Source organism: Psychrobacter sp. CMS30, from assembly GCF_904846565.1.
GTDB lineage: Bacteria > Pseudomonadota > Gammaproteobacteria > Pseudomonadales > Moraxellaceae > Psychrobacter > Psychrobacter maritimus.
Genome location: NZ_CAJHBF010000022.1, coordinates 15741 through 36040, shown reverse-complemented (window position 1 = coordinate 36040; position 20300 = coordinate 15741). Strand labels below are relative to the sequence as shown.

At 44.4% G+C, this 20300-nt stretch carries 13 protein-coding genes, 1 tRNA gene and 1 pseudogene; 10 read left to right on the top strand and 5 right to left on the bottom strand.

Translation table 11 applies throughout. From position 1 onward, the window contains the following. The first annotated feature begins 61 nt into the window (after positions 1–61). Positions 62–1744 (top strand): iron ABC transporter permease, encoded by a 1683-nt coding sequence (locus JMX94_RS11110; protein ID WP_201565406.1) that lies wholly within the window; start codon positions 62–64, stop codon positions 1742–1744. A gap of 142 nt (positions 1745–1886) precedes the next feature. Further along, positions 1887–3356, top strand: coding sequence for an ABC transporter ATP-binding protein (locus JMX94_RS11105; protein ID WP_265088959.1), 1470 nt, complete (start codon positions 1887–1889; stop codon positions 3354–3356). Between the two features lie 46 nt (positions 3357–3402). Here JMX94_RS11105 and JMX94_RS11100 read toward each other — a convergent pair whose 3' ends face one another. After that, entirely contained in the window at positions 3403–4275 is an 873-nt protein-coding gene (locus tag JMX94_RS11100) for a methyltransferase domain-containing protein (protein ID WP_201565405.1), read from the bottom strand. 293 nt (positions 4276–4568) lie between these two features. Between JMX94_RS11100 and JMX94_RS11095 the strand changes: the two genes are divergently transcribed. The 7 genes from JMX94_RS11095 (at position 4569) to JMX94_RS11065 (ending at position 14664) form a co-directional block, all read left to right on the top strand. Continuing rightward, positions 4569–6206 (top strand): S9 family peptidase, encoded by a 1638-nt coding sequence (locus JMX94_RS11095; RefSeq protein WP_201565404.1) that lies wholly within the window; start codon positions 4569–4571, stop codon positions 6204–6206. Positions 6207–6630: 424 nt separating this feature from the next. Then, on the top strand, positions 6631–9474 hold the full coding sequence (gyrA, locus tag JMX94_RS11090; protein ID WP_201565403.1) for a DNA gyrase subunit A: 2844 nt from the start codon (positions 6631–6633) through the stop codon (positions 9472–9474). A 341-nt stretch (positions 9475–9815) separates the two neighbouring features. Further along, positions 9816–10886, top strand: a complete 1071-nt coding sequence (gene rarD, locus JMX94_RS11085; protein ID WP_201565402.1) for an EamA family transporter RarD — start codon at positions 9816–9818, stop codon at positions 10884–10886. 292 nt (positions 10887–11178) lie between these two features. Beyond that, complete coding sequence (gene rarD, locus JMX94_RS11080; protein WP_201565401.1) at positions 11179–12249, top strand: EamA family transporter RarD; 1071 nt, start codon at positions 11179–11181, stop codon at positions 12247–12249. A 242-nt stretch (positions 12250–12491) separates the two neighbouring features. Then, complete coding sequence (locus JMX94_RS11075) at positions 12492–13160, top strand: glutathione S-transferase (protein ID WP_201565400.1); 669 nt, start codon at positions 12492–12494, stop codon at positions 13158–13160. Between the two features lie 93 nt (positions 13161–13253). Then, the gene (locus JMX94_RS11070) at positions 13254–13517 is read left to right on the top strand and encodes a hypothetical protein (RefSeq protein ID WP_201565399.1); all 264 of its coding nucleotides are present in this window, start codon (positions 13254–13256) and stop codon (positions 13515–13517) included. Positions 13518–13548: 31 nt separating this feature from the next. Beyond that, entirely contained in the window at positions 13549–14664 is a 1116-nt protein-coding gene (locus JMX94_RS11065; protein ID WP_201565398.1) for a ribonuclease Z, read from the top strand. 16 nt (positions 14665–14680) lie between these two features. Here the strand turns inward: JMX94_RS11065 and JMX94_RS11060 are convergent. Continuing rightward, positions 14681–15647: pseudogene (locus JMX94_RS11060) on the bottom strand (ATP-binding protein). Positions 15648–15716: 69 nt separating this feature from the next. On the opposite strand from JMX94_RS11060, the gene JMX94_RS11055 reads away from it, so the two are divergent. After that, complete coding sequence (locus JMX94_RS11055; protein WP_201565397.1) at positions 15717–16748, top strand: serine/threonine-protein kinase; 1032 nt, start codon at positions 15717–15719, stop codon at positions 16746–16748. 82 nt (positions 16749–16830) lie between these two features. Here the strand turns inward: JMX94_RS11055 and JMX94_RS11050 are convergent. The 3 genes from JMX94_RS11050 to JMX94_RS11040 all read right to left on the bottom strand — a co-directional run bounded on the left by JMX94_RS11050 (position 16831) and on the right by JMX94_RS11040 (position 20300). Next, positions 16831–16915, bottom strand: a tRNA-Leu gene (locus JMX94_RS11050). A 220-nt stretch (positions 16916–17135) separates the two neighbouring features. Next, on the bottom strand, positions 17136–18890 hold the full coding sequence (locus JMX94_RS11045; protein ID WP_201565396.1) for a sigma 54-interacting transcriptional regulator: 1755 nt from the start codon (positions 18888–18890) through the stop codon (positions 17136–17138). A gap of 42 nt (positions 18891–18932) precedes the next feature. After that, a complete protein-coding gene (locus JMX94_RS11040; RefSeq protein WP_201565395.1) occupies positions 18933–20300 on the bottom strand; it encodes a nitrogen regulation protein NR(II) in 1368 nt (455 codons plus the stop codon).

Sequence of the window (20300 nt, the reverse complement as noted above, 5' to 3'; positions counted from 1 at the left end):
TTAGGTGCTTATTAATTCAGCATCTAATAGCGTCATTATGCGTATGACACGGTAACAATCTATGATAACAATGCCAGAAGCGTCTGCTAAGCAAGACAATACTGTCAATGAAGCCAGTAATGACAATAATAGCCCATCTATTAGTCACGACCATGTCGTCCGCAAACGTATCCTCTCAAAATCAGTCTTAGGACTGATTTCGTTGTTTATGCTAGTACCGATTTTAATCGTACTATTATCGTGGACGCAGCCGGTCGCTGATATTTGGACCCATATGCGCGAATATGTGCTGCCGCAAGTGTTAAAAAATACCGTCATTTTATTGCTGATGGTGACGTTTATTTCTGGCATTATCGGGACCGCACTTGCGTGGGTGACCAGTATGTACCGCTTCCCTGGACAGCGGTTTTTTGCGTGGGCGCTGATGTTGCCATTAGCGATGCCCGCTTATGTCTTAGCATTTGTTACCGTCGGTATCGTTGATTTTAGCGGACCGCTGCAAACGGCTTTAAGAGAGTCAGGCTTTACCACCGCTATCCCATCGGTGCGTAATGTTTGGGGTGCAGGTTTAGTATTGTCGTTGGCATTTTATCCTTATGTTTATTTGCTGGCGCGCCAAGCGTTTTTATCGCAAGGTAGGCGAGCGATTGAAGCTGGGCAAATGCTTGGGTTAAGTCGTAGCAAGGTGTTTTTTCGGCTGGCGTTACCACAAGCGCTACCGTGGGTCATTGGCGGCTTGTTACTTGCCAGTATGGAGACGCTTGCAGATTTTGGCGCAGTATCAGTCTTTAATGTCGATACTTTTACGACGGCGATTTATAAAGCATGGTTTGGCTTTTTTAGTTTAACCACTGCTGCGCAGCTGGCAGCGTTATTAATCGGTGTGGTCTTTATCGTCGTCTTGTTTGAGCAGTATTGGCAAGCAAAGCGTGGCAATACCATCACTCAGGGTAGCAGTAAGCGCTTTGAAGCCAGTAAACCTGCGAAGTGGGGCATGGCGCTACTTTGTACGCTGGTATTTTTAGTGGCGTTTTTGATTCCGTTTTTACAGCTGCTTTATTGGACCGCAGAAAATTTTCAGCAAGATTTTGATGCGCGTTATATTGATTTTGTCACCAATAGCCTTATGATTGCGAGTATGACCACGATATTTATCGCCTTTTTGGCGATTATCATTGCTTGGGTCAAGCGTCAATATCCAGATAAATCCACCAAGCTGATGACCACCTTAGCCAATTTGGGTTATGTGGTGCCGGGTACGGTGTTGGCGGTTGGGATATTTATTCCGATTGCGTGGCTTGATAATCAGCTGATAGCGTTTGGTATTACCTCAACGCAGTTTTTTTCTGGTAGTGTCATCGTCATGCTGCTTGCCTTATCGACGCGCTTTATGACGGTGAGCTTTCAGCCGGTAGACCGTCAGCTACAGCGCTTGACGGTCAATCAAGAAGCGGCAGCTAAATTACTTAGCGATAGCCCTTATCAGCGCTGGCGGCAAGTGATGTTACCCGTATTGAGTCCGGGGGTATTAACGGGTTTGTTGATGGGCTTTGTCGAAGTCATGAAAGAGATGCCGATTACCTTAATGACACGGCGACAAGGTTGGGATACGCTGGCAGTACGGGTGTTTGAGATGACCAGCGAAGGCATGTGGGGACGCGCCGCATTGCCCAGTTTGTTGATTGTACTGGTTGGTCTGATTCCTGTTTGGGTATTGCTGCGCCAAAGTGATAAACAAGGTTAAGTTAAATGCGTTTTATTAAAAAGCTATAATGAAAGAGCCGTAATTAAAGAACAACATTAAGAAATAACTATATTAAAAAAAGCCATACTAAAAACCGCGTCAATGATGGGTTTTATTCACTAATAGCTTACTGGTACCGTCTATGTATACTGACTTGATGAACGATTCAACCAATCCAGCAGCGTCTAAATCCTTAAAGCCTGAATCGTTAAAGATAGGCGGTAAGCCAAGACCGGCGCATGTGAAAAAACCACCCGTCACCCTATTAACCAAAGCTCAGGTAGCACAGCTGCAAGCGGATAAAAGCTTGCCTCACAGCTCATCGACACAAGATACTTTGAATCAAAGCGTATCAAATCAAAGCGTATCAAATCAGACTGCCTTAAATCAAGAAACAGCAGGACAAATTCACTTGCAAGATAACCATGTTTTTAATTCCTCTAAAAAGACTGCTAGCGCTGACGATGCTTATTTTAGCGTTCAAGATTTAATCGTTGGTTATGACGATACGATTATCGTTAATGGCTTATCGCTAGATTTGCAGCAAGGTGAAATCGGCTGCTTTTTGGGTTATAGCGGCTGCGGTAAAACCACGGCTTTAAGAGCGATTGCAGGCTTAGAGCAAAGCCGGGGCGGCAAGATTCGCTTAAGCAATCAGCGTTTAACGGAACAAACCGTACGTACCACCTTTGCGGTCGCGCCAGCCAAGCGCGGCATGGGCATGGTGTTTCAGGATTATGCGTTATTTGGACATTTAAGCGTGGCAAAAAACATCGCCTTTGGCCTAAACAAATGGTCGGCTGCTGACAAAAAAGCCCGCGTTAAAGAGATGTTAGAGCTTGTTGAATTGTCGGAACATGCGGATAAACGTCCTAGTGAGCTATCGGGTGGCCAGCAGCAGCGGGTGGCATTGGCACGCGCATTGGCACCAAAGCCCAAGCTTTTGCTACTTGATGAACCGTTTTCTAACTTGGATGTGGTACTGCGTGAGTCACTGGCGATGAACGTCCGTGATATCCTTAAACGTACCAATACCACCGCTATTTTGGTCACTCACGATCAAAACGAAGCCTTTGCGTTAGCCGATAAAGTCGGGGTGATGGATAAAGGTAAATTGGTGCAATGGGCGACGCCAAGTGAGCTATATCATGAGCCAGTCAGCCCGTTTGTCGCTGAGTTTGTCGGCGAAGGCGCGATGATAGACGGTATTATCAAAGAAGGTCATGTTGAAACCGCGCTTGGTGATATTTATCGCCGTATGGAAGTTTATGATGAAACAGGGCAGCCGCAGTATTGCGAGTACGACTATCCGAATGGTACGCCGATTAAGGTGTTAGTACGTCCTGATGATATCGTGCATGACGATGAAAGCACGCAAACGGCTTTAGTAGTCGGACGTGTATTTCGCGGAGCGAACTATCTTTATCGCTTACAGCTTGCCGATGGTCAAACCGTACTGTCGTTAGTTGCCAGTCATCATAACCATGAGATTGGTTCACAAATTGGCATCTTGCCTATCCTAGAGCATGTGGTGGTGTTTGATGAAAAAGACATCAATGCCACCACATGGTCAGAGTATGATAGGTCAGAGCGCGTGGAAGACGTCAGGTAGTTATCAATTTTAAGCTCGGCGCTGCTCTTGAAGCTTAGCAAGAACTTTAAGCTTGGCGCGTTGCCAGTATATGCAAATAACGTCCCAGCCATTTATACGGCTCGAGTTGTGAGTAGCGCAGCTCCATGCGTATGACCGCTTCAGGGTCGTTATGACCGCCACGTTTGAGCGGCGAATAATCATGAAATACGCGCAAGCCACTGGCAAGTATCGTTTGATAATGACGAGCCTCTAACCAAGATTCAACTTCTTCTTTAGCAACCGGATGATTGGGCGTGAGGCTTTTTTTATTATCCGCTTTATATTCAGTGTTATCCAATAAGTTAAAATTACCCATAATAAGATTGCGATAATCAAAACTCGCTGGATTATAAAAGCACAGCGATAGCGCGCCATTTTCGGTTAAGTGCTTATCAAAAAAATCCATCACAGCGGCCGGTTCTGCCAACCATTCAAGCAGCGCATGACACATTATCAAATCAAATTTTTCATTATTTTCTGCAGCCAGCTTTTCTTCTAATTCTTGATACGGGCAAACGTACCACCTAATATCCAAATCCTTTTTAACTATTTCAGCGTTTGCTTGTGCTTTCTCTAGCATATTGGCTGAGATATCATTGATAACCAGCGTATGCCCTTGAGTGGCAAGCTCAATCGCAATTTGCGCCAGCCCAGCGCCCACATCCAAAATACGTAACGGTCGCCCAAGTGTCTGGCTCATCTGCGTGCAATAGGCAAAAATATCACGGCGCAATACTGCCAGACGAATGTCGCCCTTTAAGCCGCCGTAAACCTTTTTTTCAAAGTGGTCAGCAATCGCATCAAAGCTGCGATCCGTACGCGTATCGGGTTGGTCAATGGACGGTGTGATGGCTTGCTTGCTGGGCTGGTCAGTTGATTGGCTGCTTTCGTGGTTCATAACGGGCTCTGTTTTATCTAAAGTATTTGAAATGCTCTTTCATCACTTTTTTATTGGATTTTAATAGGGTTTTAGCGTATAAATAGTAAGGCTTAAGTATTGGCTTTCATTGCCTGTTACATTGACTATCACATTGATTATCACTCAGTCGTCTAAGCCATCTGACTTAGAAGTTTGATTTAAAAAAGCGAGTTCTAAAAAGTATTTATTAAAAATATCAGCTAGGTTTTATTTATCTATTGCCAAGGATTTTAGGCAATTTTTTTGTTTTACTACTGCTAAGGATAGCAATCATGGTCTTACCCCGTTCAATTATAAACAAACCCATCATGACGCGCGGTCTATTATCGCTAGCGATTGCCAGTAGCTTATTACTTGTTGGTTGTGGCGATGATAATGAGCGTTTCGTTGAATCGCCTTCGTCTTCTGCCAGCGCTAAATTTGTAAAAACCTTTACGGCAAACGATATAAATAGTAGTTTCGGGCTTGGAAGTACCGCAACGCCTGTAGCCAAATGCGGCGTTACCATAGAAAAAGTCAGCTACGATACCAAAGGCGCCGCCGATGAAGATACCAATGCCACGGCCGCTTTAATGCTACCCACTGGCGATGCGGCTGAATGCCAAGGTGATCGCCCGGTATTATTATACGCGCATGGTACGACGACTGATAAAGGCTATGATTTTGCCCAAGTAGGTAATATCAAAAACCCTGCGGTAGGGGAAGCTAACTTAATTGCTGCAAACTTTGCCGCCCAAGGCTATATCGTTGTCGCGCCCAACTATGCGGGCTATGATACCTCAAAACTTGACTACCATCCTTATTTGGTTGCCCAGCAGCAGTCGACCGACATGGTCGACGCTCTAGAGAGCGCGCGCAGCATTATCGAACGCAAAAAACGCGCCAATGATGCCAATTACAGCAAAATTGATGATTCAGGTAAGCTGTTTATCGCCGGTTACTCGCAAGGCGGCTATGTCACTATGGCAACCGCGAGATTACTAGAAGCGCAAAAGAAACCAGTGACGGCGATTGCGCCATCTTCGGGCCCTTATGCGTTGGCGGCTTTTGGCGATGAAATCTTTATGGGCAATGTCAATATTGGCGCGTCACGTTTTGCCCCTCTGCTTGGTATTGGTTTACAGGCAAAATACGGCAATATTTACAATAAAAAATCAGATATTTTCTTAGAGAAGTATGCCGACGCGCAGCTGCCTAGTGACGTAGCGTTTGGTGAGTTGGTCAAAGCAGGTAAATTGCCAAATAATGCTTTATTCCAAAAAAATCCTAGTGACCCAAGGCTGGCAGGTTTAGAGCAAGGTAAGCTATTTTCTATTTTAGGTGGCTACGATGAGACCGATTATCTGATTAAAACGGATTTTCGCGCTGCTTATGTGGCAGATGCACAAAAAAATCCTGATGGTTTAACATTAGCTAATGGTAATAATTTACCGGCTGCTAATCCGCAAAATAATTTGCGTAAGGCGCTTAAGGATAATGACTTACGTGGTTATGTGCCTACTATGCCGACATTCATTTGTGGTGGCAACCAAGATCCGACCGTATATTTTGATACTAATACCGGCGCGGTGGTAAAACTGCTACAAGCAGAAGTGGCCAAAAATCCTGCTAAGAAAATTAATATTACGGTGTTAGATGTGGATGCAGATAATAAAGCAGATCGTCCCGACAAAGAAACCTTTACCCTGATTGGGCAGGCGTCAATGAATAAATGGGATGCGGTTGCTGTCAAAGATAGCGTGCAAACCAACTTTAGTAATAGCGTTAAGAAAATCAAGGATGATGCAGCCCCACAAGGGGGTGTCGCGTCGCTATTGGCATTTTATACCAACTATCATGGCGGTTTGGTCAGCCCAGCCTGTACGCAAGCTACGCGTGAATTCTTTAATCAGGAATTCAAACCTGTTTAAAATGCTTGCTAGTTAAACATATAAGTAGTTTTTGTCTTCCTCGCGAAAAACTGTATCTCTCGGATGCAGTTTTTTTATGAAACAGCCTTTAAAAACGGCAAAGACAACACTCTATTGTTAAAGTCGTTTTTATCCTTATTGCTAAAGGCAAAACTCAACGCTAATGAGCTGTTTTGCTTGATTTTAATAGCATCGAGAACCCCCTAAATAGACAAAAATGTGCTAAAATAGCTTCTTTAATTAAACATTACTTTTAACAAAAACCGTATCGCCATTTTCCTATGGTTTTGCCCGTTTGATAGTGCTTTTTCGTGTTGATATAGCAATCATAGTTGCGCGTTTGTGCAGCTATATTTTTATATCAGTGTAAGCACTTTTTTAGGCGCGCAACCCTTAGAGAAAGTATGTGAGTGAAGGAGTGTATATGAGCGACTCGATCAGTCCTATTGCCATCGTGGATGAATTAAAGCAGTCCTATTTGGATTATGCGATGAGCGTGATCGTCTCGCGCGCGCTGCCTGATGTGCGTGATGGGTTCAAACCGGTACACCGCCGCGTGATGTACGCGATGCATGTGCTGTCTAACGATTATAATAAAGCTTATAAGAAGTCGGCGCGTGTGGTCGGTGACGTTATCGGTAAATATCACCCGCATGGCGATAGTGCTGTTTATGATGCGATTGTACGTATGGCGCAGGACTTTAGCTTGCGTTACCCGATGGTTGACGGCCAAGGTAACTTTGGCTCAATTGATGATGATCCACCGGCAGCGATGCGTTATACCGAAGTCCGTATGACCAAGCTGACCCATCAAATGCTTGCTGACTTGGACAAAGACACCGTCGACTGGGAAGACAACTACGATGGCTCTGAGCGTATGCCAAGTGTCTTGCCTGCGCGTATTCCAAACTTATTGGTCAACGGTGCAACCGGTATTGCAGTTGGTATGGCGACCAATATGGCGCCGCACAACCTAACTGAAGTGATTAATGCGTGTTTGGCTTATGCCGAAAATCCGCAAATATCTGCCGAAGAGTTGATGTCGCATATTTCAGGTCCTGACTTCCCAACGGGCGGTATTATTTATGGTCGCGCGGGTATCTTAGACGCTTATCGCACTGGTAAAGGTCGCCTGCACGTACGTGGCCGCTATATTATTGAACCGATGAGCGACACCGGTGTCAACCGTGACCGTGAGCGTATTGTCTTCACCGAAGTACCTTATCAAACCAATAAAGCCAAACTGATTGAGCGTATTGCCGAATTGGTACGTGATAAGAAAATCGAAGGTATTACCGAGATTCGTGATGAGTCTGATAAAGACGGCATGCGTATTGCCATTGATTTGCGCCGCGGTGAAACGGCGGAAGTGATTGTTAATAATTTGTTCCTGCAGACACCGCTTGAATCTAGCTTTAGTATCAATATGGTGGCGCTTGATAACGGTCAGCCAAAGCTATTGACCTTACGTCAGCTGATTGCAGCATTTGTACGCCATCGCCAAGAAGTGGTGACGCGCCGTACCATTTATGAGCTTAATAAAGCCCGCGTTCGTGGTCACTTGTTAGAAGGCTTAACCGTTGCCCTAGCGAACATTGATGAGATTATTGCGACGATTAAAGCATCGGCTAACCGCGGTTTGGCGCGTGAAAATTTACTGACTAATACGTGGGGCTCAGGTAGCGTGGTGGCGATGCTAACCGCTGCAGGTAGCCAGTCGGTACGTCCAGACTTTATCGAAGGTGAAGATCCAAAAGCGCCGTTTGGTCTGATTGAAGGTGAAGAGCGCTATCGTTTATCACTGGAGCAGGTCAATGCGATTTTAGACATGCAGCTGCATCGTCTAACCGGTCTTGAGCAAGACAAATTGACCGAAGAATACCAAGATTTGCTGCGTGAAATTGCAAATTTAGAGTCTATCCTTGGCGATTTTGATAAGCTAATGACCATTATCTCAAACGAGATGATTGAGATTCGTGAAAACTTTGGTGATGAGCGTCGTACCGATATTATCGATTCACGTATGGACTTTAACCGTGAAGACCTTATCCCAGAACAAACTGTGGTCATGACGGTTTCTCGTACGGGTTATGCAAAAACGCAGCCGATTGATGATTATGTGGCGCAAAAACGTGGCGGTAAAGGCAAATCTGCGACCGCGATGAAAGAAGACGATGTGATTGATCACTTAGTTGTGACCTCAACGCACGCCACCGTACTATGCTTCACGGATAGTGGTCGTGTCTTTAGTCTACGTGGTTTTGAAGTACCGATTGCCAGTCGCGGTGCGCGTGGTCGTCCATTGGTGAATTTAATTGGTTTAAATCCTGATGAAACGGTCACCACGATACTGCCTATTCCAAAAATAGTAGAAGAGTTATCTAGCAAAGCTGAGATATCAGCAGATGGCGATGACAGCTTATCAGAAGATAATAATTTAGACGATAGCACGCAAGCGGAGCCACCTTTTGTCTTCTTTGCAACTGCCAATGGTACCGTGAAGCGTGTCGAGCTGAAACAGTTTGCCAATATTCGCTCGAACGGTTTGATTGCGGTTGGTTTAGAAGAAGGCGATAAATTGGTCAGCGCTCGTATCACCAATGGTAGCCAAGAAGTGATGCTATTTGCTTCAAGTGGTAAAGCGATTCGTTTTGATGAAAATGATGCGCGTGCAATGGGTCGTACGGCTAAAGGCGTTCGTGGTATGCGTCTGGCGGCTGATGAGTTTATTAAATCATTGGTGGTTATCGAAGATGATGTGCGCGAAATTCTGATTGCTTGTGAAAATGGCTTTGGTAAACGTACCTTTATCGATGAGTTCAATACGCAAAATCGTGGTGGTGGCGGTGTGATTGCTATCAAAACCAGTGAGCGTAATGGTGCACTCGTTCGTGCTACCAAGGTTGATTCTACAGACGATATTATCTTAATCTCTGACAAAGGCACATTAGTGCGTACCCCAGTTGAGCATGTAGCAAGCTCTGGTCGTAATACGCAAGGTGTAACGCTGATTCGTCTATCAAAAGACGAGAAGCTGGTTGCTATGGCGCGTGTTGAGCACGAAGAAAGCGACGACGAGCTAGTCGATGCCATGAGAGAAGATGGAACGTTTGCAGTAGAGGGTCAAGAGCAAATCGATATTGATGCCGAAACTGGCAATAGCGCGATGACCGATATCAATGACGTTATTGATGGTGCAAATGATGATTCAGTAAACAACGAAACATCGAATGATGCAGCAGATGAAAACACAGACGATGACGAGTAACTATCTCAGTTGTTAGCTTTTTAGTTTAGTTAGCAATGCTGCTCTAGAAAAAGCCTCTGACGATATCGTTGGGGGCTTTTTTTTGAGTGCTGTTTATTCTCAAAGTTTGTTTTAAGCTTTTAACCTATACATCTTAGCTTTTATAGTTAAAATACATTAAAACGCTACGGCACTGCTGGTATAAGTTTTTCTTGCTTGCTGTGCCTACGCAGCAGAGGCTGCAAAAAACTTATACCAGCAATACGTGAAATATTGATATTACATTTGACTGATTATGATTACTAACCTTTATAAACTTATTATAAATAATACCCATTAAGCGCTATTTTAAGGCCGTTGTTATGCTTACGACCAATCAAACTTTTCAGGGAACATTAGCCGCAATATCATCCAGTTTTTTGTTTTCATTGATGTTCTTGTTTGGGTTATTTATGTTGCCCTTAACAGGTACGCAAGTAGCGTCATGGCGGGTGCTGATGATGCTATTGAGCTTGCTGATATTGGTCAGTTTTACTAAGCAATGGCAACACGTTTTTGATTATCTAAAAACTTTAAAAACCCCGAAAGAATGGCTGATATTTATATTGCCTACGCCGATATTGGGCGGGCAGATTTGGCTGTTTATGTGGGGGCCGGTCAATGGTTTCGGTCTTGATGTCACCTTGGGTTATTTTTTATTGCCGCTGGTGATGATAGTGCTGGGGCGCTTTTTTTATCATGAGCATATGAGTGCATTGCAGTGGATGGCGGCACTACTGGCAGCACTGGGGATTGGCTATGATATCTTTCAATATGGGACGGTATCGTGGGTAACGTTATTTGTATGCTTGGGTTATCCGCCTTATTATCTCCTGCGGCGTAAGCTTGCCGTACCGCCTATTACCGGTTTACTGTCAGATTTGACCTTGCTGACGCCGGTGGTACTCATCATGCTGTATAGCAGTGGCGGATTTAGCGTGGCGGCACAAAACATAAAGTTTTGGTATTTATTGCCGCTGCTCGGTGCTTTTAGTGCACTTGCCATGTCGCTGACCATGGTTGCGAGTAGTAAGCTGCCAGTGTCATTATTTGGTGCCCTAAGTTATGTAGAACCGATGCTGCTGTTTGTTTTATCCATTACCGTTTTAAACCAAAGCCTCGATGAAGGCGGCTCGTTATTTATGTACGGCATGATTACTTTGGCGTTATTTATCATGATTGCTGATAGTGTGATGGGTTATCTTCGTCGTCGCCGTGATAATCATTTGCATGGCTACCGCGAGCCACAAGTGGGCGGCTTTCCACCGCGCCGTCGTTTGATAAATCGCCGTATCGATGGGGTGTTAGCCGCCCATCGTTTCCGTAAGATGCGTCGTTATCAAAAAAAGATGGATAGAATACAGCGTAAAATCGAGCAGCTCGATGCCAAGTAAGCAGGGTGATGAATATGCGTTAAGGGTGCAGCTTAAATAAACCAAACATCAAAATGAATAGGCGGGTTAAGTCAATGTATTGCTTATCTATTCTGACTTTGACATAATGTAAAGCTTGATATAAGCACTCAGTATTTACAGCGTTTATCTCAACATTATACGATTGATTTATCAGCAAAAGATTCTATAGATAAAAAGCTTATAGACAGAAGGCCTCCGACGTTCGCGTCTGAGGCTTTTGTTTTTTTTCAAAATTGCCAAGGACGTGCGCTTATCTCTAAAGGCTGTTGTTATGTTCCCCACCAATCAGACGTCGCAAGGCACCATCGTTGCAGTGGCAGCAAATTTTCTCTATGCATTGCTATTTTTATTTGGTCTACTGATGCAGCCATTATCGGGGACGCAAGTTGCTTCTTGGCGTGTGCTGATGATGCTACTCAGCTTGGTGCTACTGGTCAGTGTCCTTAAGCAATGGCAGCATATTTTTGATTACCTCAAAACCTTAAAGACGGCAAAAGAGTGGTTTTTATTTATCATACCCACACCGATTTTGGGCGCGCAAATCTGGATATTTATGTGGGCACCTGTCAATGATTTGGGTCTAGAGGTGACATTGGGGTATTTCTTATACCCAATGATTATGATTATCGTGGGGCGCTTTTTTTATAATGAAGATATGACGCTGCTACAGTGGGTGGCTACCATCTGTGCTGCGCTCGGTATTGCCTATGATGTCTGGCAATATGGCGCTATTTCTTGGGCAACTCTATTTGTCTGTTTGGGATATCCGCCTTATTATCTCCTGCGTCGTAAGCTTGCTGTACCGCCGATTACGGGGCTTATTTCGGATTTGGTTTTATTAACACCGGTGGTTATCATCGCCTTGTATATGAGCGGTGGCTTTGAGCTTGCGATAGCGACGGATAAATTTTGGTATCTGTTGCCGCTACTGGGTATCATCAGTACGGCGGCGATGGCACTGACCATGGTCGCTAGTCAAAAGCTGCCCGTCTCGCTATTTGGCACTTTATGCTACCTTGAGCCGATATTCCTATTTATATTTTCTATCACGATTTTGCACCAAAGCATCGATGAGGGTGGCTCGTTATTTATGTACGGTATGATTTTTATCGCGCTGCTGATTATGATTGCCGATAGTGCGCTTGGTTATGTAACTCGTAAGCGTGACGACCGTTTGCAAGGGTATAATGAGCCTCAGGTCGGCAGTTTCCCGCCGCGCCGCCGCCTAAAAAATCGCCGTATTAAAGGCGTACTGACCGCACATCGTTTCCGTAAGATTAGAAAATATCAGCAAAAAATAGACAAGATGACGCGCAAAATTGAAGAATTACATGCTAAATAACACTGACAGCTTAAGGGCGATAAGTTTGACTTGCTAGGCATGGTTTTGTAGCCGTGCTCTACACAGTTTCTGTGTTAAAGGCTGGTTAATTGCGCTATTATCGACAGCAGTGCTGCCACGCTCAAAACAATGCTTAATCAATCATGTCTAATGCTGCTCAAAAGGCTTAGCAATGTTAGCAATGGAATGCGGGCGCTACCTATCATTATTATTGCTTATTCATACTATAACTAGGATGGTTTATGTTACACCTTCATCATTTAGCAAACTCACGCTCGTTTCGTATTATCTGGCTATTAGAAGAGCTTGAGGTTGATTATAAACTGACTTGCTATGCGCGCAATAAAGCCTACCGCGCGCCTGACAGTTTAAAACAAATACATCCGCTCGGTCATGCGCCGATGTTAGAAGTAAACGAGCGTGTGCTGATTGAGTCAGGATTTATCATTGAGTATTTGCTTAAGCATTATGACACTGAGAAGCAATTCAAGCCTGCGGATGACAATGAAGCGGCGTGGGAAGCGTATACCTTTTGGCTACATTTTGCCGAAGCATCAGTGATGCCGCCACTGGTCATGCGTTTGGTATTTACCAAAGTGGTTGAACAGTCACCGATGCTTATCAAGCCTGTGAGTAAAAGCATTCGCAATCAAGTCGAAAAAAGTATGATTAGCAAAAGCTTAGATACTATATTGACCATGATGGAGCAGCATCTGCAAGACAATCATTGGTTTGCAGGCGCTGAATTCAGTGCCGCTGATATCCAAATGCATCTTGCAGTCGTCGGTGCTAATGCTGGTGGCGGTTTAGATAGCAGTAAATATGCCAATATCTTAAACTGGCTCAAACGTTGTGAAGAGCGCGATGCCTTTAAGCGTGCCGAAGAAAAGGGCGGTCGTTTACAGTTCTAAACGAGGTGCATTTAATCGTTAATCAATGACTAATTTAATATGATAATAAAAGGTTTTGTTTATTTATAGACAAAACCTTTTTTAGGATAAAAAATGACAGACTTGAATAAACCCAATAGTAAACCCACTGACAGTGAGGTTGCTGCTAAACAAGCGCCGAATAGTACCGATGGTAGTGTGCATAGCCAGCAAGTATCTATCAAAGCATGGTCACAAAAATTGCTGGTAGTGATTTTATGTGTTGCCAGCTTTTATGGTGGCTGGAAGTCGTATGAATCCAATATGGTCAATGAATGTACGGCCAATGGCGGGCAAATGATTGAAGGTCAAAGAACCATGCTATGCCAGTCGTTATAGCACGTAAGGATTTAGATGAAAGAGGGCGTTTATGCTAAAGCTTACCTTTTTGGGTACTTCCGCAGGAGTACCAACTAAGCAGCGTAACGTCACAGCGCTGGCCATTGAGTGCCTCAATCCTTATAGCTCAGGGGCAAATCAACAACAAAAGAAAAAATCGCGCCCTTGGGTTTTAATTGATTGCGGTGAAGGCACCCAGCAGCAACTGTTACATACCAAGCTATCTTTACATCAGCTCGAAGCCATTTGTATTACCCATGTGCATGGCGATCATTGCTATGGTTTGCCAGGATTGCTGGCGAGTGCGGCTATGTCAGGACGTACTGCAGCGCTAACGCTTATTGCGCCAAAAGCGATAGCAACGCTGCTTGAAGTCATTACTTTAACGACTGAGCTATACTTTCCGTTTGCTATTAACTTTATGGCGATAGAAGATGTATTGTCTGAGCCAAATGATAAGCATAAAGGTAAAGTAACGATCAATTTAGACTACCAGCATCAGCTAGTTATAGATATTCATCCTTTATCACATCGCGTCGCCTCTTATGGATTTGCAATGACTGAAACCATCAGCCGACGTACACTTAATACCGATAAATTAACAGCGGCAGGAATCCCAGCAAGCGCACTGTGGGGCAAACTGCAACAGGGCAACGATGTTATGACCAAAGACGGTCGCAAGCTTTATTCAGTGGATTATGTCGATAATGAGAGTCAGTGTACAAAGGTAGTAGTTGCTGGAGATAACGATACGCCGGAGCGCTTAAGAGAGGCAGTAGCTGGTGCAGATTTACTGGTGCATGAAGCCACTTACACCCATGAGGTGTTAAATAAGATTCAGGTAAAAAACCCAGACTTTGATCCCATGCATAGTAGTGCGCAGTTAGTAGGTCAATTTGCCCAAGATAATGGGATTAAGAATCTAATATTGACCCATTTTAGCGCTCGCTATCAAAGCTTTGATAACCCACAGAGTAGTACACCGAACATGGCGCATATTCGTTTGGATGCCCAAAGTGCTTATGCAGGCAATCTATGGTTGGCAGCAGATTTCGACCAATATATGGTGAATGGTACAGCGGATCTGGTAGACGAAGAAGAGGGTAGCCGCGTACAGTATCTAGGCTCTGCACGCGATTATAAATAATAAATCTAAATAACTTTTAAGACTGATTATCCTCAGCTGCCAATTGTGTCTGTCCTATCCAGTAGCGGCTAAACTGGTACGCCACACGTCCTGAACGTCCACCGCGCTCTGATGCCCAGCGTAATGCTGCTGCTCTGATATTATCAGGTAGCGTCTTATTTTCTTCTTCATTATGATTACTTTCTTTAACGTCATTCGCATTATCTAGATTGCGGTTTGGCGAAAGCGATAAGTAATGGCGCACGATGTGTAAGTAAGTGTTTTGATCCATGGGGTGAAAGGACAACCAAAGCCCAAATCGATCAGAGAGCGATGACCGTCTCGTCAATGGTTTCATAAGGATTGACCTCATCGGTTTGACCATTATAGATATTGACATTGTCTTTCATAAGTTGTGGCAAAAGATGACGGCGGTTACTGGTGGCATAGACCAATAGCTTGTCTTGTTCTGAATCCAGCGAGCCGTCCAACACACTTTTTAACGTCCGATAACTCTCATCTTGACCGTTAAACGCCAAATCATCACAGTACACCACATAGTGGCAATCACAATCCGCTGGCAGCGCATTAATGGCGGCGCGAATCTTATCAAGCACCCGCAGGTCATCACGGGCAATTTCAATAATACGCAGTCCTTCGCTATGATAAGCTTGTAGCAATGCCCGAATCAGCGATGACTTGCCAGCGCCGCGTGTGCCTGTCATCAAGACGTGATTGGCAGGATAGCCCTTTAGAAACTGCCGTGTATTCTGTACCAGTTTTGCCTTTTGCGTATCGATACCATGCAAGTCATCTAAACTTAAAAATAAGTTAACAGCCAGCGGCTCTAGATGACCCTGATGACCGCCAACCCACCGATATGCCAGCTGTTCAGGATCAATCTCGATGGTTGGCGTGACCTGCTCTTGGAGGTACTGCCCAAGCAAATCCAATAAATGGTCGGGAAGGGCGTAATTTACAACGGGCTTGGTGGATTGGGGCATAATAATTGGTCGCTTATATAAATTAAAATGTCGTTTGGCATACTAGACGTATAAAGGCTTCACTTTACCATGAAAAATAGTGCCAGTAATCCATCTACAGAAAAAGCGTGTGCAAAGCACGTAAGTACAGAACAAGCGTTAAAAATGCAAGCGCAGCAAATTCTGCCAGTGCTGACGACTTTATTCTCAAGCTTGCATTATCGCGAGATAGCGCATCAACGACTCAGCCAGCAAAGTGATAGTGGTGCGGTTTATTACCAAGGGTTAACGCGCGGCCAGCATGCACAATTTGGTCAGGTGATGATTAAATGGCAGCTAAGTGCTGACAGCAATAAGAAATCGGCTGATTTAGTTTATGAGGCTGAGGTTTTAAAATCTATAAATATATCAATCAGTGAAAACGGCCTGCCTGCTATCGCTCCACCAATACTAGCCTACGATAACGTTACGATTCAAATACTAAAACCGTCTTCGCAGCTGATTGTATTAGTCACGCCTTATTATCCAAATGGCAGCTTGGCATCTCAGCTTAATTCTCAAAATCACTCGCAATTAACAGACGTACAAAAGCATCACCTCATTAAGCAGTCCGCTCATCTCGTCACTAATCTACATAACACTGGCTGGCTACATAATGATATTAAGCCTAGTAATATTTTGCTAGATGGTTTCATGCCAAATCATGCGGATAATAGCAGTATCACACCTGATTTATTATTAACTGACTTTGCTTTGGCAGAAGCAATTAATGACGATGTTGCTCAAAACAGTGATAAAAATAATACGGGAGATAGTGCTGGTACGCCAGCCTATCTTGCCCCTGAACGCTGGCAAGGACAGGGCGCAACGCTACAAAGTGATATTTACGCGTTTGGGATAATGATGTATGAAATATTAACGGGCGAGCGACCGTTTAATATTGATAATCAGAGTGGTGCGCCGTTAAGAGAGTGGGCACTTCAACATTGCCAACAGCCAATTCCAACCTTACCGTTAGAATATAGTCGCTATCAAAGTATCATTAATAAAGCGTTGGCGAAGCGGGTAGAGAGAAGGTATCAAAGTATGGAAGATATTGTGGTGGATTTGGAAAGATTATAATCATGAATGCTAAACTCTAGACACAAAAAAACCTGCTAAAAAGCAGGCTTTAGTATTTGGTCTAAGATGTACTATCCGAAAATGGTGGGGCTGGAGAGACTCGAACTCTCACACCTTGCGGCGCCAGAACCTAAATCTGGTGCGTCTACCAATTCCGCCACAGCCCCATTTTCGTTACTCTATCATCAAAGGCAGTTAAATTCAAATGCCATCAAGATAGTTAACTGATTCGGTAGTGCGTCTCAGTGGTTGGCTATTATATAGAGTTTGAATGGTTTGGCAACCCCTATTTGCGATTATTTTTAATTATTTAGCAATTATTTTCGATGGATTTTATAAAATATTGATATTTATAGGAATTTTTTATAATAATTTCTGACTTTAATTTCAATTATCTTGCCTATCTGATGCTGTAATCTCTAATTGCTGTAATTTGCGCGTCAAAGTATTGCGTCCCCAACCGAGTAAGTTAGCGGCTGCTATCTTTTTACCACCGCTATGGTTTAGAGCAGCTTTAAGCAATACACGTTCAAACTCTGGCGTTGCGGTTTGCAAGATATCAGTTTCACCAGTTTGCAAAGACTGCTCAGCCCATATGGCAAGTGCCTGCTGCCAACTCTGGTTTTCATTAGTCTGGCTGACTTGATTGTTTTGATTGTTTTGCTTGGGACTATACGCGCCATCATTGTGCTGCTGATTTTGAGTTGCTTCTATTGAGGACTGGTTGTGATGTGGAGGCGAGAGCGTATTTTCAAGTAACTCTGGTGGTAAATCCTCGACCATGACCGTATCGCCCGTTGCCATCACCGTCAACCATAAGCAGACATTCTCAAGTTGGCGGACATTGCCACGCCACTCAAAAGATTGCATCACCTGTAGCGCCGTGGGGTGGAGTTGTTTCTCCGCGCTATTCATCTGTTTAGCGGCGCGCTGCATAAAATAGGTGGCTAATGCTGGAATGTCTTCAGGTCGCGTCCGTAATGGCGGTAATGGCAGGCGAATGACATTTAGGCGGTAAAATAAATCTTCACGAAATTTGCCTTGCTTGACGAGCGCTTCTAAGTTTTGATGGGTGGCGGCAATGATACGTACGTCTACTTTGACTGGTTGCTGTCCGCCCACGCGAAAAAACTCACCATTGGCCAATACGCGTAGCAGGCGCGTCTGGGTGCTATACGGCATGTCACCAATTTCATCTAAGAATAGCGTTCCGCCATCAGCTTGCTCAAAACGACCTTGGCGCGTCGTTGTTGCGCCAGTAAACGCGCCTTTTTCGTGACCGAATAATTCAGACTCAATCAAATCATGAGGGATAGCAGCCATATTAAGGGCAATAAAGGGTTGCTGCGCTCGCGGAGAGTGCTCATGTAGAGCGCTAGCAACCAACTCTTTACCCGTACCTGATTCTCCTGTAATCAAGACGGTAATAGGTGAGTGCGCTAAGCGCCCAATAGCGCGAAATACCGTTTGCATGGCTTGTGATTGACCAATAATGCCGCTTGGGTTGTTATTAGTTTGAGGTTTGGGTTTTTCCTGAGCTTTATTTTCAGCAGCTTTAGGGGATTTTCTAGCTGATTTGGCTACATTTGGTTTGCTCGCAGGCTGTTCTTTGGTATCGGTACTTACATTCGTATTAGACTCGATTGAATGACTTGATACGACTAGATTCGGTTGGTAATTAATGGCTTTATAAATCGTGGCGACTGCATCATCTAAATCAAAGGGCTTGGGCAGATATTCAAATGCGCCAGTTTGATAGCTACTGATCGCAGATGTAAGGTCGGAATGCGCTGTCATAATGACAATCGGTAGCTTAGGAAAGTGTTGATGCACCCAATCACTAAACGATAGACCATCCATCATAGGCATACGAATATCGGTCAATATCACATCTGGTAGTTGGTCGGCTGCTTCGTGCTGTTGCAAGACATCATTAAGGCGGGTCCATGCAGCTTGCGCTTGGGTAAAGCTGATAACGCTGAGACCGGCATCCTCAAAAGTATCTGCCAATACCAAACGCAGCGCTGCATCATCATCGATAAGCCATAATGTCGCTGGAGTGGCATCAGGCGCGTTATTGACGGTGACCATTGGGATTTGCTCATTGCTCGTAAGGTGTTGAGTATCATTATGCTGAGTCATGTGTTTCGCCTAATAAGCAGTGAGAGGAGAGAGGTGGCAGCATTAACTTGCAGCGAAGGGCTGCTGAAAAGGTAGGTAAAGGGTAAAGCGGGTCTGACTGTTGTTGTAATTATAACTGGAATTATCGCTTTGTGATGCATTTGAGCTGACATCGATCATACCATGATGGCGGCTGATGATATCTTGTACGATGGATAAGCCTAGCCCAGTACCGGCGGCGCGACTGGTCACCATCGGGAAAAATATCTGACCAATCAGCGCATCATCTATCCCTGAGCCGTTATCGGTAATGGTAATTTGTAAGACTTGTTTATGCTGTTGGCTACCGATGGTGTGTTGAAACGCAACCCGCGTTTGAATATGCAGTTTTGGTTGATAGCTGCTAGCACCGTCAAGATGACTCTGCGCAATATCTGACGCCAAGTTATTGGATGCGGCTGGCACGTTTTGTTGTAGCGTTTGCTTAAACTCAGTCATCGATTCGCAAGCATTGTTAATAAGGTTTAAAAACACTTGGATTAATTGATCTTTATCGGCGCATAACTCAGGCAACGACAAATCATAATCACGCTGTAGCGTTATTTCTGGACATTGGTTAACTATTAAGGCCAAAACATGCTCTAGCGGCTCATGGATATTTAGCATTTGCCAGCTTGGTAGCTGATTAGAGCCAAGGAGCTGTCCAATCAACTGGGTCAAACGGTCGGTCTCTGAGATAATGATATCGGTATAATTGCGCAGTTTTGCCGTATTTTTTTGCAGGTTATTATCATGATTTAAATCGGAGTTTTCATTGCTGATAACAGCGGTAGCCTCCCTTTCAAAAGAAGACATATCGCTAAATTTGATGAATTGCCGCTGCAATAATTGCGCGGCACCGCGAATACCCGCCAATGGATTTTTGATTTCATGGGCGACCGAACGCAGCATATGACGAGCCACACTATATTGCTGCTGTTGACGCTGCTCTTCTGAGATACGACTTTGCCTGTCTTTGCCCCACATCTCAATAATAAAATAAGGCTGCTGCTTATAAATGACGGGCGTCACGCTATAATCTACGGAGAGCATGAGTCCGCCATTGGGCTGGGTGTGGATGAGGTGGTCATGATCGATAAAGGGTTGTTGATAGTGCTGCGCTTGAAAAAAGCGCTCCGTCAAAGAGTAAGTTTTGTCTTCTCGATTGTTATTAATAAGACGGTCTTTTAACGTTAACTCATCGGGTGCAAGCAGCGTCAGTATTGATTGATTAAGCAGGCGTCCACTACTGATGGCCAGTAACTGTTCAGCTTGGGCATTTAGCCAAGTGATAGACAATTCATCGTTGATCCATAAGATAGCCGTAAATAAATGCTGCGATATAAATGCCAAATCTGGCGTTGGTTTTGCGGAGATCAAATCAGCTGTCAT

What these genes read in the sequence shown, in the direction of transcription:
- JMX94_RS11110 (WP_201565406.1), top strand. Translation starts at nt 62, where the DNA reads ATGATAACAATGCCAGAAGCGTCTGCTAAGCAAGACAATACTGTCAAT.
- JMX94_RS11105 (WP_265088959.1), top strand. Translation starts at nt 1,887, where the DNA reads ATGTATACTGACTTGATGAACGATTCAACCAATCCAGCAGCGTCTAAA.
- JMX94_RS11100 (WP_201565405.1), bottom strand. Translation starts at nt 4,275, where the DNA reads ATGAACCACGAAAGCAGCCAATCAACTGACCAGCCCAGCAAGCAAGCC.
- JMX94_RS11095 (WP_201565404.1), top strand. Translation starts at nt 4,569, where the DNA reads ATGGTCTTACCCCGTTCAATTATAAACAAACCCATCATGACGCGCGGT.
- gyrA (WP_201565403.1), top strand. Translation starts at nt 6,631, where the DNA reads ATGAGCGACTCGATCAGTCCTATTGCCATCGTGGATGAATTAAAGCAG.
- rarD (WP_201565402.1), top strand. Translation starts at nt 9,816, where the DNA reads ATGCTTACGACCAATCAAACTTTTCAGGGAACATTAGCCGCAATATCA.
- rarD (WP_201565401.1), top strand. Translation starts at nt 11,179, where the DNA reads ATGTTCCCCACCAATCAGACGTCGCAAGGCACCATCGTTGCAGTGGCA.
- JMX94_RS11075 (WP_201565400.1), top strand. Translation starts at nt 12,492, where the DNA reads ATGTTACACCTTCATCATTTAGCAAACTCACGCTCGTTTCGTATTATC.
- JMX94_RS11070 (WP_201565399.1), top strand. Translation starts at nt 13,254, where the DNA reads ATGACAGACTTGAATAAACCCAATAGTAAACCCACTGACAGTGAGGTT.
- JMX94_RS11065 (WP_201565398.1), top strand. Translation starts at nt 13,549, where the DNA reads ATGCTAAAGCTTACCTTTTTGGGTACTTCCGCAGGAGTACCAACTAAG.
- JMX94_RS11055 (WP_201565397.1), top strand. Translation starts at nt 15,717, where the DNA reads ATGAAAAATAGTGCCAGTAATCCATCTACAGAAAAAGCGTGTGCAAAG.
- JMX94_RS11045 (WP_201565396.1), bottom strand. Translation starts at nt 18,890, where the DNA reads ATGACTCAGCATAATGATACTCAACACCTTACGAGCAATGAGCAAATC.
- JMX94_RS11040 (WP_201565395.1), bottom strand. Translation starts at nt 20,300, where the DNA reads ATGACAGCTGATTTGATCTCCGCAAAACCAACGCCAGATTTGGCATTT.